We start from the raw sequence: 16,445 nt of genomic DNA, 5'->3' as shown, positions 1-16,445 counted from the left end.
ATAACGGTAGTGTCGAGACCGAGATAAGGGGTGGCAAGACCCAGATAAGCATTACCAAGCCCGAGATAAGCGGTGTCGAGACCCAGATAAGCGGTGTCGAGCCCGAGATAAGGAGTGGCGAGACCGGGATAAGGGGTGGCGAGACCGAGATAAGGGGTGGCGAGACCGAGATAAAGGCGTTCGAGAGCGGGATAAGGGGCGGCGAGACCGAGATAAGGAGTGGCAAGACCGAGATAAGAGGTGCCGAGACCGAGATAAGGGGTGGCAAGGCCGAGATAAGCGCTGCCAAGACCGAGATAAGGGGTTCCGAGACTGAGATAAGCGCAATCAAGAAAAATCCTCCGTAACTCTGCCATATAACAAAAATTTGCAGTTCCTACATAAGGCATCCCTGTTATTTGCTCAAAATTCCCCCTTTACATTCACAAAAATGTGCCAAAAGCTATGTTAAATTTCGTCTGTCAGAGGTATATAGTGGATATCAATAGCGTACCAAGGAGTGGGTTTTATTATGAAGAAATCAGTAATGGCATTTGCGTTGTCGCTGTTGGTTTTGCCGATGGCTGTCCAAGCGGATCAGCATTTCGCGGATGTGCCGAAAGATCATTGGGCGTCGGAGGCGATTTATGAGCTTGAAGAGATCGGCATGATCAGCGGGTACGAGGATGAGACGTTTAAACCGCTCCAGCCGATTACGAAAGGACAGGCAGCGAGTGTCCTTGAACGGCATACGGGAGCTGAATATATTTATCGGGATGCGGCATATGATCCGCAGACGCCGCTGACTCGCGCGGAAGCGGCTGTGCTGGTGACGGAAGGTTTCGGACTGGAAGCGGCAGCGGACGGACAGGCGTTTACGGATGTGCCGGCCAGCCATCCGGCGTACAATGCGATTGAAGCAGTGACGCAGCTCGGTATTCTGGAAAGTGAAACGGCGGCGGAGTTTGATCCAGCCGGGCAGGTTTCACGTGCGTTTTTTGCGGTTATCATGGACCGCGCGCTTGAACACGCGGGGATCGATCCGAAAGTGAGCCAGCGTGAAGAGCCGGTGGCGACAGAAAAACCGGCAGCTGAAACGGCGGCGAATGCTCCGGTCGGCGCACCGGCTGTAGAGGATTCCCATCCGCTGGCGGCTGAAACGGCGGCGCTAGTGAATCAGGAGCGGGCAGCTGTCGGTGCTCAGGCGCTGACGGAAGATCCGGCACTCAGCCAAATCGCGCAGGCGAAAGCGGAAGATATGGCAGCGAACAATTATTTTGATCACCAGTCACCGACTTACGGGTCGCCGTTCCGGATGGCGTATGACTTCGGGTATTCTTATGAAATGTTCGGCGAGAACATCGCGGTCGGGTACACGTCGGCTGATGCGGTCATGAACGGCTGGATGAATTCCAGCAGCCACCGCGAGAATCTGCTGAATCCGGGATACACATTCATCGGCATCGGTTATGCCGAGAGTGCGGATGGCACGCCGTATTGGGTGCATATGTTTTCTGCAAAATAATTTAGGATGGATTGGTAAGAAAAACTGGTGCCAGGCACCAATTTTTTTTATTTTTCCCGCAATTGCGTATTCGGGTGCCTGGCACCCATCCTGCATTCTCTCCGATCGCACCCGAGACTTTTTGCGTCTTTTCTTGTCCGTTGTCGTAAAATTTGTGTAAATTCAATAGTGCTTTAGCAGATAGTTTGGTAAAGTAGAGGTGCATTACATATTTTAAAAATGCTAAGGAGGAAAGATTGAATGGCAAACTTTCTTGCGAACAAGAAGTTCATCGCTACGGCGGTGACGGCGGCGGCAGTGGCTTCGGCGGTTTCTCCTGTATCCGCGGATACGCTTTTCACGGATGTATCGGACCGTTATGAAGATGCGGTCGAGTTCCTGGTCGGCACCGGCATCACGGACGGCATGACGTATACGACGTTCGGCACGCAGGAAGACATCAAGCGTGTGGACGCGGCGGTCATGATCGCGCGTGCCCTCGGCCTGGAGAAAAGCGGGGACTATGCTGAAACCGCTTTCACGGATGTGCCGGACCGGGCGGAATGGGCAGTGGCGGCGCTTGCTGAACTCGAGATCATCAACGGATACAGCGATACGCAGTTCGGTTCGTCGGATCCATTGACGCGCGCGCAGGCGGCGGCGATCATCGCACGCGCAGCCGGCCTGGAGATCGATGAAAGCATCACGGAGACACAGTTCACGGATGTGAATGAACGCTGGGCTCCTTATGTCGCGGCGCTCGTCGAAGCCGGTATCGCATTCGGTAAGACGGAAACGCAGTTCGGCGCGGAAGAGGATGTGACGCGCGGCGAGATGGCGCTGTTCCTGAACCGTGCGAAAGAGTACTTCGGCTATTATCCGCTGACGGTGATGCATACGAACGATACGCACGCGAACGTGGAGAAGATGCCGCAGCTCATTTCGGCGATCGAGGAAGTCCGCGAGCATAATGAAAACACGCTGCTGCTGAGCGCAGGGGATGTGTTCTCTGGTTCGCTTTACTTTAATGAATTCCTGGGGCAGGCGGATCTTGAGCTCATGAACTACGCAGGCTATGACGCCATGACGTTCGGAAATCACGAGTTCGACCTCGGTTCCGGCGAAGAAGGGCATCAGGGCCTTGTCGACTTCATCACGAATGCGGAGTTCCCGTTCGTTTCAGCGAACGTCGACTTCTCGGGGGATGCGCTGTTTGACGGACTTCAGAACGACGTGTACACCTCCGAATTTATTGATGGGGAAATTTATGACGGCATCATTACGGAAGTCGGCGGGGAAGAGATCGGGATCTTCGGTCTGACGACTGCGGAAACCGCCAATATCTCCAGCCCGGGCAGTGTGGCGTTCGCGGAATACACGGCAGCGGCTGAAGAAGCGGTGACGGCATTCCACGCGGCTGGCGTCGATAAGATCATCGCGCTGACGCACATCGGGTTCGACGATTCGCTCCAGTATGACAACGATATCGCCCTTGCGGCGGCAGTCGAAGGCATCGACATCATCGTCGGCGGCCATACGCATACAGAACTTGAAGAACCGTACATTTCGACGGAATTCGAAGACCCAACAGTCATCGTGCAGGCGGGCCAGTACAGCGACTTCCTCGGCACGCTGGATGTCATTTTCGGTCCTGAAGGCGAAGTGGTCGCCTATGACGGCGAACTGCTGGATATCGAAGCGTTCGAACCGGATGCCGGCGCACTGGAAATCGTAGGCAAGTACAAACCGACGATCGATGAACTGATGGAAGCACCGGTCGGAGCGACTGCGGAAGTCCTGCTGAGTGCAGCCCGTGACCTCGTCCGTGCACAGGAAGCACCGCTCGGCAACCTGATCGCCGACGGCATGCTCGCAGCGGCGCAGGAAGTCAGTGAAGTCCCTGTCGTATTCGCTGTCCAGAACGGCGGCGGCATCCGTGCCGACATCGATGCCGGTGAAATCACATACGGTGAAGTGCTGACGGTTCTTCCATTCAACAACTCCCTGGCGCTGATGGATCTGACAGGCGCGGAAATCAAACAGGCATTCGAGCACAGTGTTGCGCTGTATCCTGAATTGAGCGGCGCGTTCCTCCAGGTTTCGGAAGGCGTGCAGGTGGTATTCGATTCCAGCCGTCCGGCGGGCGACCGTGTCGTGTCGATCGAAGTACTCCAGGACGGGGAATGGGTAGCCATCGATATGGATGCGACGTACCGGATTGCGACGAACGTCTTCACCGCAAAAGGCGGGGATGATTACGACGTCTTCGCGGAAGCTTACGCAGACGGACGCGTGTTCGAACCGGGCAACATCGACTGGGAAACATTCGCGGATTACCTGGCTTCCCTTGAAACCGTGAACCCGCAGGATGAAGACCGGATCGTTAATATTGCACCATCAGCTGAATAAAAAAATAGGATGAATCAACGCCCTGCTTCTAATGGAAGCAGGGTTTTTTGCGACTTTCGTCATAGGAATAAAACACACTTATTTGACAATAACATGAAAATAAGACCCAAAGTTACATAGTAATCGCTAAAAACCTGCGTTAAAGTTAACGAGAAGACTTGACCAACAGGAGGAAAAAGAGTTGAAGAAATGGGTTATGCTGCTGTGTTTTTTATTGATCGCTTCTGTATTTATTCCTCGCAGCCACGCGGATGCCAGTGTCATATTCAGTGATGTCGGGACGACTCACCGGGCGCAGGCGGAAATCTACTACCTTGTTGAAGGGGAAATCACATCCGGAACGACAGCAACGACGTTCTCGCCGGACGAGGAAGTGACACGGCAGGAAGCCGCTGCGCTGATCGGCCGGGCACTCGGCCTCAACGGGGAAAGACAGGACACGAATTTCAGCGATGTCACTTCGGGCAGCTTTGCATCGGGGTACATAAAAGAAATGACAGACCTGAAAATCATTAACGGCTATCCGGATGGATCCTTTAAACCGTACCAGACACTGACACGCGGACAGATGGCCCTCCTGATCAGCCGGGCATTCGGCTACGGCGCTGGATCAGTGAGCGTCGCGGCGGACCAGCTGATCGACCGGGGGATCTCGCAGGGGATCGCGGACGGGACGTTCGGCGAAACGCATACCATCAAGCGGGCGGATTTCGCGGTATTCCTCGCACGCGGAATCAATGAAAAATTCCGCACCGTCGACCAGGCATTCAGCCAGACTATGTACGTGAACGTGAACGATTTGAACCTCCGCACAGGTCCAAGCACGAAGTACCCGGCGATCGGCCAGCTCGACACGGGGGCTGCGGTCCAGTACGGGTATGCGATCGGTGACTGGAACTACATCAAGGCAGGCGACAAAACCGGTTTCGTCCACAGTGCTTACGTCCAGCTGACGAAGCCGGGCACGGTACAGCCGCCGCCGGCAACCTCTTCACCGACTGACCTGACCGTCATCATCGACCCGGGCCACGGCGACCATGATCCGGGCGGGGTCGGCAACGGTTACCAGGAGAAAAACGTCGTCCTGAACATCGCGCGCCACATGAATTCGTACTTCGAACAGTCGCCGATCACGGCGAAAATGACACGGAACTCCGATACATTCGTTTCGCTCGGCGGCCGTGTGCAGTTTGCTCAGCAGAATAAAGGCGACATCTTCGTCAGCCTCCATACGAATGCTTTGAACGGTTCAGCCAACGGACAGGAAACATTCTATTATGCAGGCACAGCGTCGAATAACCCATACGTATCAGATTCACGCGCACTCGCCATCTACCTGCAGAACCGGATGATGGAAGCGTGGAGCGGCCTGAAAAACCGGGGTGTCAACCCGTTCGGTTACGGCAACTTCTACGTGCTGCGTGAGAACACCATGCCTGCGGCCCTCGTAGAAATGGGCTTCATCGACTCGGATATCGACATTAAGTACATCGGGTCGGAAACAGAACGCAAACGAATGGGCCGCGCACTCTACATCGGTGTGCTCGATTACTTCTACCATTACGAAGGGCGCAAAGATGTGCTTCCGCTCTACGCGGATGTCAACGCATCTGTGAGCAAGCGCCTGCACTGATCACCGACGGAAATCCTGCCTGACAAAAAAGGCAGGATTTTCTTCTATTTCTAAAGAACTTACTGTAGTATAGAAGAAATATGACAGAAAGTAGGGACATCATGAGAAGGACGCTTCTAGCTCTTATTTTATTCAGCATGGCAGGCGGTTCGGGTGTATGGGCGGCAGGTGAAGAAAAAGTGCTGGTCCACGCGCCGGAGTCCGCCATCGCGGAGTTAAGGGAGCAGAACCCGGGAGCGGAAGCGTTCGATCTGCTGCCCGTCATCGAACTGGAACTGACGGATAGTCAACAGGATGCCCTGCGCCATGAATACCCGGAAGCGGAAATTTATCCGGTGCTGACATATGAAACGGCGGCTGATACAGTCCCGGCACAGTTCGCGCAGATCGGTGCGCAGCCGGCGGATACCGCGCCGTATACCGGTAAAGGCGTGAAGATCGCGATCATCGACACGGGCGTCGACACCGACCATCAAGATCTCCGGGTCGCCGGCGGCACATGCACGATGCAGACGGGCTGCGATACTGTGAAGCCGTATGACGACGACGATTTCGTCAACGGGCACGGAACGCATGTCGCGGGCGTCATCGCGGCTGAAAAAGACGGAGCCGGCATTATCGGCATCGCGCCGGATGCGGAAATCTACGCGGTCAAAGCGCTCAATGACCACGGCGGCGGGCCGACGACAGCCATCGTCGCCGGCGTGGAATGGGCGATCGAACATGACATGGACATCATCAACATGAGCATTTCCATCGGACAGGACGATCCGGTCCTGAAAATGATGCTCGAGGAAGCAGCGAAGCGGGGAATCCTGCTCGTGGCGGCGGCCGGCAATGCAGGCGGGACAGACAGTGTCACTTATCCGGCGAAATACCCGTCGGTCATTGCGGTTTCCGGCGTCTCCTCGACCAACACGCTGCTTTCCCGCTCTTCTTCCGGTCCGGAAGTCGAAATCACGGCGCCCGGGGAAGCGATCGTCAGCACGGCGCCATTCGAGCTCGATGTGGCGGACGGCAAACAGGACGGTTACCGGACGCTTTCCGGCACATCCATGGCTGTGCCGCACGTGACGGGCATCCTTGCGCTCTACAAAGAGCGGTTCCCGTCGTTTTCCGCACAGAAGCTGCGTGAACTGCTCGCGATTACGTCCAAGGATATCGGGACAGCGGGCCGCGATGCGAAATTCGGGTTCGGCCTGGCGATGTACAAAGACGAAATCACCGGCATGCCGTATTTGACGCACCAGGTCCAGAAAGGCAAAGTGACCGTCCAGCTGCAGAATAAAGCACAGATCGCGGACTGGGCGCTGACGATCGACGGCGAGCCTGTCGCGGAGAAGGATCCGGGACTGTGGGAACTGTATTTATTGGCAGGGACGTATAAAGGGGCCGTCGAATACACGGATACGGCAGGAAAGACGTTCACGGAAGTGTTCACGGTCCGCGTGGATGAACCGGCGTTTCCGGATGTGAGCAGCGCCATCTGGTATGCGCCGCAAGTGGCCTACCTGTCGCACAACGGCTGGATTTACGGCTATAAGGATAAGACGTTCCGTCCGGCGGACACGATTACGCGGGGCGAAGCGGTCATGATGCTCGGCCGGGCCTACGGACTGAACGGGGAGCAGCGGCAGACGGTGTTCTCGGATGTCGGGGTGAACCATTCCGCTTCCGGTTTTGTCCAGTCCGGCTATGAAGCAGGGCTCCTCGCTGGGTTCGAAGACGGCACGTTCCGTCCGGATCAGCCGGTGACGCGGGCCGAGATGGCGATCCTGATCAGCAACGCATACGGACTTTTCGCCGGGGAGGCGGGCGCCAACCCGTTCTCCGACGTCAGTCCTTCCATGGCGGCGTACGAGGAAATCCTCGCACTTGCCGGCGCGGGCGTGACCGTCGGGTATCCCGATGGCACATTCCGGCCGGAAACTCATATGACGCGCGCCATGTTCAGTGTCTTTCTAGCTAAGGCCGACCGGCCGGATTTATTCCAATAAACACAGGAACTTCGTATTTCTTCACGGAAATACGAAGTTTTTTTGCGCTCTTTTGTAATAAAACCGGGTTTATTTTCCGGAGAAGAACATGGGTACTATAGTCTAAACCCCTTATATACCACGGGTTTAGAGCAGTTAAACCTCTGTTACAGAACTGTAATGGAACTGTTACCCAATATGCCATTTGAATCTGATAGTATTAGTTTCAGCAAAGAGCTAATACACGATTCGATGTCTGATCAGCATACGGGTCCAACAAACTCAGAGGTGAAACAGTGAACAAACGCATAATTTGGGTGATTGTCTTCGCACTCATCCTGTCAGCCGCTCCGCTCCTGCCGAAAAAAGCCAGTGCCGCAACACCAGATGAAATTGCATCTTATGCGCAGCAATTCCTTGGAACACCTTACCGATTCGGAGGGACGACTCCTTCAGGATTCGATTGCTCCGGCTACATCCGTTACGTATTCAACCACTTCGGCATTTCGCTTCCGAGAACTTCAGCTGAACAGGCCGGAGTCGGAACAGCCGTATCGAAAAGCGACCTTCAAAAAGGCGACCTCGTCTTTTTCGCCAACACATACAAGCCGGGCATCTCGCATACCGGCATCTATATCGGGAACGGCAACGTCATTTCCGCTGAAAGCGACGGCGTCTCCATCTCGAACATCAACACCAACCCTTACTGGGGACCGAAATACGCAACGGCGCGCCGCCTGAGCAGCGTCAGCACACCAGCACCAGCCCCGGCTCCAGAGCCGGCACCGATCGTACTCGACGGTGAATTCAAGGACGTCGGAACAGGGCACGCCGCTTATGAAGCGATCAAAGCGATGAACCTCGACGGCGTCGTCAACGGATACTCGAACACTGAATTCAAGCCGGATGCCAGCGTCACACGCGGCCAGGCTGCTGAAATGGTCAACCGGGTCCTCGGATTGAGCGCAAGCGGCGGAGCGAAATTCTCCGACGTCGGCACGACGCACCGCTTCGCGGATTCCATCAACGCCATGGCGGAAGCCGGCATCCTGATGGGTTACTCGAACGGCCGCTACGGCGTCGATGACACACTGACGAAAGCGCAGCTCGCCATCATCATGGACCGCGCATTCAAGATCACCGGATATGAAACCGCACAAGTACAGACAGCCACTTTCTACTATGATGTCGATCCTTCGTTCTGGGCGCACGACGCCATCGTCGCACTGAAGTCGATCGACCAGACGAGCGTGTTCCAGTCTTCCAACTACCAGTCGAAGACGAACGCGACGCGCGCGGAATTCACAGCAGCAGTTTATAGTGCATTGGAAGCAAGCTAATTACAGACTCAAAGAGAGCCCTTCGTTTCATAAGACGAAGGGCTCTTTTTTAACTTTTTTACTATTTTAGCTATTTTTCGGAGACGCGACAGGCTACAATGGACGTAGTCTGAAATAAGGGGAAATGATGGATGAAGAAATGGAAGATGCTCACCGCTTCAGCTTTGATCGCCTTATCGGCAAGCACAGTACCTGCTGTGACGCATGCGGATGAACTTTCCGGCCGGACGCTGGAAATCGAGATGCGCGCGATGATCGAACTGGGCGTATTAAGCGGATATGAAGATGGAACCTATAAACCGACACAGCCGGTGACGCGCGGGCAGTTCGCGGCTTTTATTGCCAGAGCGCTGGACCTGCCGGCAGGGTCGCACAGCTTCTCGGATGTATCGGCGAATTCGGCGCTGCACAAGGAAATCGGCGCGGTGAACGCGGCGGGGCTCATGAGCGGCTACACGGACGGCTCGTTCGGCCAGGAGGATCTGATCACGCGGGAACAAGTCGCGGTCGCATTGACGAAAGTGCTGACGTATTTGGATCTTGACCTGATCCCGGAGGAAATGAAGTTCTCGGATGCGGCTGATTTCAATTCATCCGCCGGTATCCGGGCCGTCTACAACATCGCCCATTACGGTATTACGAGCGGCATGGCGGACGGACAGGGCGGCCTGAAATATTCGCCTGACGCCAACGCGACCCGCGAACAGGCGGCGGCCTTTATTTACCGGCTGCTGCAGGCAGAAGATGAAGCGGAAGAGCCGGAAATCCCGGATCTGCCGGAAGAGCCTGAACCGGAACCGGCCCCGAACGGCTACACGCTCGGCTACGTGGAGAACGGCCAGCTGGTGAAGCAGACGTACATGCACGACACCTACGCGTCTGCGCTCCAATCCTTCGCCGGATCGACGGCCGACGCGCTGTACCGGGACGGGGAGATTATCCGGGTGAAGAACGGAGTGGCGTATGGCAATAAACGCACGTCCACCGGCGCGCAGGCCGTGACGACGGTCTATACGGACCCGTCGTTCTCGACGCAGGCGACATACGTCCAGCACGGACGTGAGCTGAAATACTTCGAATCGAACGACGACTGGGTGAAAGTCCAGGCGGGCGGCACCGTCGGCTACGTGCGGCACAACGAAGTCGAACTCGTGCCGATGGCGCTCGCCGCCAGCCGCGATTCGTACTCCGTGAGCCAGTGGGGAACGCTCATCCACCACACATACAACTACGCGAGCAAGTCGCGCGGCAGCTATGCGATCGGACCGGCTCCTGCGGCTTTGACGCAAGGCGCGACTTACTATAGCGCGGATGGCGTCCACTTCTATACATCGAGCGGGCGTCTGGCCGCGCAGCATTACCCGTACTTCCAGTACCAGTCCGTGCGGACAAAGACGAACTACTCCGCGGCAGAACTGGATGCGGTCATCATGGAGAAGCTGAAGGAAATCAACAACGTTTCTTCCATGTACCGCGATGCGGTGACGAAATCGAAGCTGATCGGCATGGGCAAGCACTTCAAGGCGATTGAAGCGGAATACAACGTCAACGCACTGTTCATGCTGGCGGCCGCCATCCATGAAGGCGCGTACGGCATGAGCGAAAACTCGCAGCTGAAGAACAACATGTTCGGCATCAAGGTGTACGACAGCACACCGGAAGCCGGCGAAAAATACGCGGGACCTGAAGACAGCATCGAAGCCTTCGCCCGCGAATACATGAACACCAAATACGCCACCCCGTTCGGCGCCTATGCGAACGGCGCAGCACCGGGCAATAAAACATCGGGCTTCAATGTAAAATATGCGTCCGACCCGACATGGGGATCCAAAATCGCCGGCCACATGGTCAAGCTGGACAACGCTCTCGGCAAAAAGGACTTCGGCCGATACAAACTGGCGATGACGAACTACGAAGGCACAATCAACGTGCGCACCGAACCCGTCGTCTCGAGCAGCACGCTTCTCTTCACGTACAAAGCGCGCGACCTCGGCGTGAAAGACGCATTCGGCTACCCGCTGACGATTATCGGATCGAAAGTGGGCGCCGACGGCTATGTCTGGTACAACGTCTTCGCTGACCTGAACGAAGGCGGCACCGGCTGGATCCGGGAAGACCTCGTGCGGGTGATTAATTAATATAGAAGGTTTTTTTGAGGGAGTGCCTGAGGGAGTGCCTGGCACCAATTTTCACTGTTGTGTACACAATGGTGAATTTTGGTGCCAGGCACGCTTCGTTTTGCTGGGTTGTGCCTGGAGGAGGAAAAGGATGTATCAGGGACTTCTGTTTATGTTTGTGGCAGGCATGCTGACGTTCATAATGGCGGGCGGCGTCAGCGAGATGCTCATAACGAATCTGCTCCTCGGCTTTATCGCTGGTGTGCTGGTGCAGCGATTTGGCGAGAGTGAGGGGAAATAAAGGGAAGATGAGACGCGCAGCCAAGAGGTGGCCGCGCGTTTTTATTGATTTTGGAAGTGGGAGGGGGAGGTGATGCATTTCGACTCTTGGTGAGCGCATTTCGACTCTGCGGGGCGTTATTTCGACTCTGGAGCGCTGCATTTCGACTCTGCAGCGCGCTATTTCGACTCTGCAGGGCGCTATTTCGACTCTGCGGCGCCCTATTTCGACTCTGCAGCACGCTATTTCGACTCTGCAACGCGACATTTCGACTCTGCCCCCTCAAATCTACCCATCACCGCTCGCTCCTGATCCCCCCAGCCCTCAACCCCTCAGCGGACCCATTCATACGTGCGGCTCCTCGTGTTGCCGGTCGCCTTCAACCCTTCTCTCATCAGCATCCGGCCCGGCACATCTTTCCCGGCAATCCCCAAAAATCGCCCGGCATCTCCGGCGTTTATTATAGGACCGCTCAGCATCAGCAAATCCCGGACCGCCGCCCGGTGCGCGTCCCGGCTGGCCGCCCCGCAACCGGGACATCGCCATCGCTGCCGGACGAACACCATCGGCAAGTGCCCGCATCCCGGACACCGGACCCCCTGAATAATCTCCTCCATCCCGATCTCCATCCGCTGCAGCAGGGGGAACGGCTCGTACGGCGAATGCGCCTCTGCCATTTTCCGCCCCAATGAATAAAGCTCCTCACCCGACAGCAGCGGCTTCTCCTCGTTTATTCCGGATAAAAAGAAATTCACTTCCCGCGCCGCGAGCAGCCGCATATCATCCGGCGGCTTCTCCACGATCTGCGACGGATAGCTGATGACGATCGCCGGCTCGATCGGCAGCATCAAATCCGCCTTCCGCATGAACCGGTCGAGCTTCAGCATCATCTCCTGCACCTGCACGACCGGGCTCGTGTATGTCTTCTGAATGCCGTCCAACCTCTGCTGGACCAGCACATGGGGATTGGAATAAAAGAAGAGCCGCCCCTGCAGATTCTTCACTTCCAGCAAAACGAGCCGGCTGCGTGTCAGCACAATCGTGTCCGCCTGCATCGCGTATGGCGGCCCTAACTCAAGGTTTCGCAGCTGCACAGCCGGAAATGCCGGCTGGAAATGAAACATGATCCGGTCCAGATTCGCCTCGCCGCCGTACCCGGCCCGGCTGGTTTCAAGCAATTCCTGTATCCGTTCCCGCTTCGGATGCCGTTCCGGCAGACGGTGCAAAAGCGCCTCATACCCGGCAATCTTCCTCGGCTCCTCCCGCTGTTTCATGATCATCGTCATCCCCTCCAAAGGAAGTGTAGCAGATGGGCGGCCGATTTAAATCGCTTTTTTCAAACCCGTGATTTGAGACGCGATATCGGGGCAAAAAAGTCATTTTAAGAGGGATAGTAGTGGGTGGGAGGGGGGGTGTGGCGCAAAACGAGGATTTGCTGCTGAAAGAGGGGGTGAAAATCCGATTTTGCGGCGGAACCTATCCATTTTGTGCCCACGGAAGAGGATTTGATCGGTGGAGGAGGCATTTCGACTCTAGAGGGTGCTATTTCGACTCTGGAGGGCGGTATTTCGACTCTGCGGGGCGCTATTTCGACTCTGCGGGGCGCTATTTCGACTCTGGAGGCGCACATTTCGACTCTGCAGCGCCGCATTTCGACTTTGGAGCCCGCTATTTCGACTCTGTCCGCTATTTCTCCATTTTCCAGCACTATCTATTTCCCTTTTATGTAAAAAACACGCAGCCGCTCCGGCTGCGTGTTTCATCTTTCTGCTTGAATTAACAATATTGGGCGGTGCCTGGCACCAATTATCTCAATCGCGGATACAATTCCGAATTTTGGTGCCAGGCACCACCAGGGCAGGCACCACCCCTCAACCAGCCCCTCAATCAACCCCTCACCCCTCCATCGCTTCGGTGACTTTGTCGATGAGTTCGACGCCCTGGGAGTCGAGGTAGGCGAGTTTGGAGTCGATCAGTTCGTCGAAGTACGCGTTCCGGCCGAGCCCGAGGGACTCGAGGAGGTTTTGCGTTTCGATGAGGTCGAGCAAGGTGAGCTGCGGGTAGTCGTCACCGCTGAAGGTGCCGTCCGGCCGCGCCTGGTACCACAGGTCGCCGGTTTCGCGGATCCAGCCGCCGGCGTCCTGGCCGAACTGTTCGATGCCGGTGATGACGAGTTCCGCCGCATCCAAGTACTTCGATTCGCCTGTTTTGCCGTATGCCGACAGCAGGATTTTCAGACCGCCGAGTTCGTGGTTCAAGGAGGCATGCGTGAGCGGCGTGTCGGGATCGTCGTCGAAGTAGTCGACGATGAGCAGGCCGTCTTCGGTTTCGATCACCGAGCCCGCTTCGATCCGGTCCAGCAGGAAGTCCGCGTACAGCACGACGGCGCTTGAATCAGGGGCGGCGGCCGGCTCGAGCGCGGCGGTCTTGTCCAGGAAGAATGCCGTGTATTCGTTATAGCGCGTGTCGACGTACGGCGCATGGACGCCATACGCGTTTTTCAGCCATGTGCTCGTGTATTCGGTCGGCCAGCGGGTGCCGCCGAACTCCTCGAGGTACTGGAGCAGGTTCACCCGCGAATTCAGCACCATCGTCTCGAAGAAGGCGGCACCGGTTTTATTGTACCAGCGGAGTGCCACATCATCTTCGATCCGGCCGATCGTCCGCCCGTAGCCGAGTTTCGTGGACGGTTCGATCGAGTAGGGGAGCTTCGTGTACGGGCCGTCAGCCGTCAGCCAGTTCAGTTGCTCGGTCTGATGGTGCAGCGAGCGGTCGATCCAGTCGGCTTCCGTGCCGTCGTCGGAAAAGAGCGGCTCCGGCGACACGAGCGCCCACGATTCGCCGATCTCGCCCCGGTCGAGCGGGATCGTCTTCGACAGCCGGCCGTCGCTGAATTCCACGTTCCGCACTTCCGATTTCAGTTCCCGCAGCCGGCTCTCACCGCCGTCCGGATAAGTCGTCACGAGCGGTTCCGACACGTACACCTGCCCCTGCAGCAGCTCGCCCGACTCGAATTCGACCGTCCCGAACGGATTGACCGTCGGATCCATCCCGAAATCAGAGTGGTAGGCGTGTTCGACCGTCTCCGGATTCCAGTCCGTCACGTCGCCGCCCGCCAGCCCGCTGATCGCGGTATCGAGCGAGAAGGGGAGCGGGCCGTCATTCATGGCCCGTTCGAACAGGAACGTGCTGCCGTTCGTCAGCGTCCGTTCGGTCAGCGCGTACGTGCCGACGTCCATCCCGAGGAGGTTCAAGGTGTACGTCTTCGTCACATCCGTCGTCCCCTCGGTCACCTGCTCGGTGATTTCGGGTTCCGACACGGTCAAATAGGCAGGGGCTTCGAGTGCGACATCCAATCCTTTATTGGAATAAACGACTGTGCGCTCACCCGGCAGCACCAGCAGCAGTACGATGCCGGCAGCAAGCAGGAGAACCCCGGTCAACAAAATTCCGAGCCATTTGTTCTTCACCGTCTCATCCTTTCGTCCCGCGTTTTGCAAGTCCTAAAAACCGATTGAAGCCCGCCGGATGCGTCACGCGCAGCAGGGCGGCATACACAACCGCGCCGAGCGGCACGAGCACCGCGAGCTGAACGAGCGAATACCAGTCCTCCGCATGGAGCAGTTCCTGGGCGCCCCAGACGGCGACACCCATCACGACCGCGGGCACGATGACCCGCACCGCCATCGAGGCGAACTTCTTGAATTCATCCATGCCGAGGTCCTTGTAGACGACGATGACCGACACGGTGAAGTAATACACCGACACCGCGGACGCTGCAAACGCGAGCGCCGGGTAGCCGAAGTCATCGACGAGCAGCCAGTTCAGCACGAAGTTGACCGCGATCGTCGTCACCGAAATCCGGAACACGACCGCCGTCATGCCGCGCGCGTACATCGACTTCGACAGGATGAGCTGCATGCCCTGGAACACGATGATCGGCAAGTAGAACAATAACGCAATGTACGTGTTCTCCACGTCTTCCGGCGTATACTCGCCGCGGCCGTAGATGAAGTCGATGACCGCGTCGCCGACGACCCACAGGCCGATCGCCATCGGCACGAGCGTCACGAACGACAGCTCCATGCCGCGGAACACCGTGCCCTTGAACTTCTCCTTGTCCTCCGTCTGCTCCGACATCAGCGTGAAAATGATCGCCGCGAGCGTCGCCGCGTAAATCGCGTTCGGAATCGACACGAGGAGGGAGGCGTTGTTCAAATACGTCACCGCCGCATCGATCGTGCCGGCGGCGAAGGCTTTGTTGACGAATAAATTCACTTGCCCCACAACCGAATTCAGCAGTGACGGAACGATGAGGACGACGAACGCCTTGCGGAAATCCGCTTCCATCTTCAGCGTCGGCTGCCAGCTGTAATCCGATTTGATTAAATAAAACACCTGAATCGCCGCCCCGAGCACCGTCCCGAACACGAACCCGTACGCCACCGCGTAAATGCCCCACAAATCGCTGAATAAAAGTGCGAACACCGCCGCCATCAGCGTCGCCATCAGCTTCGACACGAGCGTCGGCACGAAAATGCGGCGCGACTGCAAGTACGATTCCAGCAGCCCGGCGAGCGCGATGAACGTCATAAAAATGAAGAACACCCGCGTCATGCCGATCGCGACTTCCGCCATCACCGGCGACATATCGCGGTAAATGAACTCCACGAGCGGCGCTGCGCCGAGCCAGCCGGCGAGCGACACCGCTGCGAAAATGAGCATCGTCCAATTCAAAAGCGCATTCGCATTCGCGTCCGTCGGATCCGAGCCGCTCGAGCGGCGCTTGATATACATCGGGAGGAACACATTATTGAAACCCGTCGCGATCATCGCCACAATGAGCGTAATGAATGAAAACGCGAGCAAATACCCGCTCGTGACCGCCGAGGCGCCGAACTCATACGCGACAATCGCTTCGCGCAAAAACCCCGACAGCTTCAGGAGCAGCGCCAGCCCCGTCGTCCAGATCGCCGCCTTCTTCAGACTCGACATGAGTCCACCTCTTTTCGGATGATAGCGTGAAAATTAATAGTTTTTGCGGTTTTTTTGCGGTGCCTGGCACCAATTATCTGACAATTGGTGCCAGGCACCTGCTGGGGCGCCGCAGAGTCGAAATAGCGCGCTGCAGAGTCGAAATAGAGCGCTGCAGAGTCGAAATGCGGCGCCGCAGAGTCGAAATAGCGCCTGCAGAGTCGAAATAGCGC

General features: G+C 56.8%; 12 protein-coding genes and 1 pseudogene. 9 read left to right on the top strand and 4 right to left on the bottom strand.

The features are described 5' to 3' along the window. The 8 genes and pseudogenes from CCE92_RS15985 to CCE92_RS15880 all read left to right on the top strand — a co-directional run. A pseudogene (locus CCE92_RS15985) lies at nt 1-347 on the top strand (hypothetical protein); the annotation flags it as partial. Nucleotides 348-511: 164 nt separating this feature from the next. Further along, a complete protein-coding gene (locus CCE92_RS12875) occupies nt 512-1,504 on the top strand; it encodes a YkwD family sporulation-associated protein (protein ID WP_088008510.1) in 993 nt (330 codons plus the stop codon). Between the two features lie 240 nt (nt 1,505-1,744). Then, nucleotides 1,745-3,892 carry a 5'-nucleotidase C-terminal domain-containing protein gene (locus tag CCE92_RS12870; protein WP_088008508.1) on the top strand — a complete coding sequence of 716 codons (2,148 nt, stop codon included), beginning with the start codon at nt 1,745-1,747 and terminating at the stop codon, nt 3,890-3,892. 181 nt (nt 3,893-4,073) lie between these two features. Then, on the top strand, nt 4,074-5,525 hold the full coding sequence (locus CCE92_RS12865; RefSeq protein WP_241536050.1) for an N-acetylmuramoyl-L-alanine amidase: 1,452 nt from the start codon (nt 4,074-4,076) through the stop codon (nt 5,523-5,525). 101 nt (nt 5,526-5,626) lie between these two features. Next, nucleotides 5,627-7,522: a S8 family peptidase gene (locus CCE92_RS12860; protein WP_162287876.1), complete on the top strand. Its 1,896-nt coding sequence runs from the start codon at nt 5,627-5,629 to the stop codon at nt 7,520-7,522. A gap of 275 nt (nt 7,523-7,797) precedes the next feature. Further along, complete coding sequence (locus CCE92_RS12855; RefSeq protein ID WP_088008504.1) at nt 7,798-8,841, top strand: C40 family peptidase; 1,044 nt, start codon at nt 7,798-7,800, stop codon at nt 8,839-8,841. A gap of 131 nt (nt 8,842-8,972) precedes the next feature. Next, nucleotides 8,973-10,979, top strand: a complete 2,007-nt coding sequence (locus tag CCE92_RS12850) for an S-layer homology domain-containing protein (RefSeq protein ID WP_088008502.1) — start codon at nt 8,973-8,975, stop codon at nt 10,977-10,979. A 130-nt stretch (nt 10,980-11,109) separates the two neighbouring features. Continuing rightward, entirely contained in the window at nt 11,110-11,259 is a 150-nt protein-coding gene (locus CCE92_RS15880; RefSeq protein WP_155522839.1) for a hypothetical protein, read from the top strand. Nucleotides 11,260-11,570: 311 nt separating this feature from the next. On the opposite strand, the gene CCE92_RS12845 is transcribed toward CCE92_RS15880, so the two are convergent. Beyond that, complete coding sequence (locus tag CCE92_RS12845; protein WP_162287875.1) at nt 11,571-12,518, bottom strand: nuclease-related domain-containing protein; 948 nt, start codon at nt 12,516-12,518, stop codon at nt 11,571-11,573. A 134-nt stretch (nt 12,519-12,652) separates the two neighbouring features. On the opposite strand from CCE92_RS12845, the gene CCE92_RS15735 reads away from it, so the two are divergent. Further along, nucleotides 12,653-13,018: a hypothetical protein gene (locus CCE92_RS15735; RefSeq protein WP_144391020.1), complete on the top strand. Its 366-nt coding sequence runs from the start codon at nt 12,653-12,655 to the stop codon at nt 13,016-13,018. A gap of 115 nt (nt 13,019-13,133) precedes the next feature. Here CCE92_RS15735 and CCE92_RS12840 read toward each other — a convergent pair whose 3' ends face one another. The 3 genes from CCE92_RS12840 to CCE92_RS16140 form a co-directional block, all read right to left on the bottom strand. Further along, on the bottom strand, nt 13,134-14,708 hold the full coding sequence (locus CCE92_RS12840; protein ID WP_088008498.1) for a hypothetical protein: 1,575 nt from the start codon (nt 14,706-14,708) through the stop codon (nt 13,134-13,136). Nucleotides 14,709-14,712: 4 nt separating this feature from the next. Further along, nucleotides 14,713-16,233: a murein biosynthesis integral membrane protein MurJ gene (gene murJ, locus CCE92_RS12835; protein ID WP_088008496.1), complete on the bottom strand. Its 1,521-nt coding sequence runs from the start codon at nt 16,231-16,233 to the stop codon at nt 14,713-14,715. Beyond that, nucleotides 16,221-16,445: hypothetical protein (locus CCE92_RS16140; protein WP_206601405.1), on the bottom strand; the 225-nt coding region annotated here is incomplete at its 5' end. The genes CCE92_RS16140 and murJ, both read right to left, overlap by 13 nt.

This window comes from Indiicoccus explosivorum, assembly GCF_002167005.1.
GTDB lineage: Bacteria > Bacillota > Bacilli > Bacillales_A > Planococcaceae > Indiicoccus > Indiicoccus explosivorum.
The sequence above is the reverse complement of the archived record's forward strand: the minus strand, read 5'-3'. Positions and strand labels throughout refer to the sequence as shown.

Bases quoted from the DNA above. Each gene is read 5' to 3' on its own strand.
- CCE92_RS15880 (WP_155522839.1), top strand. From the start codon at position 11,110: ATGTATCAGGGACTTCTGTTTATGTTTGTGGCAGGCATGCTGACGTTC.
- CCE92_RS12850 (WP_088008502.1), top strand. From the start codon at position 8,973: ATGAAGAAATGGAAGATGCTCACCGCTTCAGCTTTGATCGCCTTATCG.
- CCE92_RS12875 (WP_088008510.1), top strand. From the start codon at position 512: ATGAAGAAATCAGTAATGGCATTTGCGTTGTCGCTGTTGGTTTTGCCG.
- CCE92_RS12860 (WP_162287876.1), top strand. From the start codon at position 5,627: ATGAGAAGGACGCTTCTAGCTCTTATTTTATTCAGCATGGCAGGCGGT.
- CCE92_RS12845 (WP_162287875.1), bottom strand. From the start codon at position 12,518: ATGATCATGAAACAGCGGGAGGAGCCGAGGAAGATTGCCGGGTATGAG.
- CCE92_RS12870 (WP_088008508.1), top strand. From the start codon at position 1,745: ATGGCAAACTTTCTTGCGAACAAGAAGTTCATCGCTACGGCGGTGACG.
- murJ (WP_088008496.1), bottom strand. From the start codon at position 16,233: ATGTCGAGTCTGAAGAAGGCGGCGATCTGGACGACGGGGCTGGCGCTG.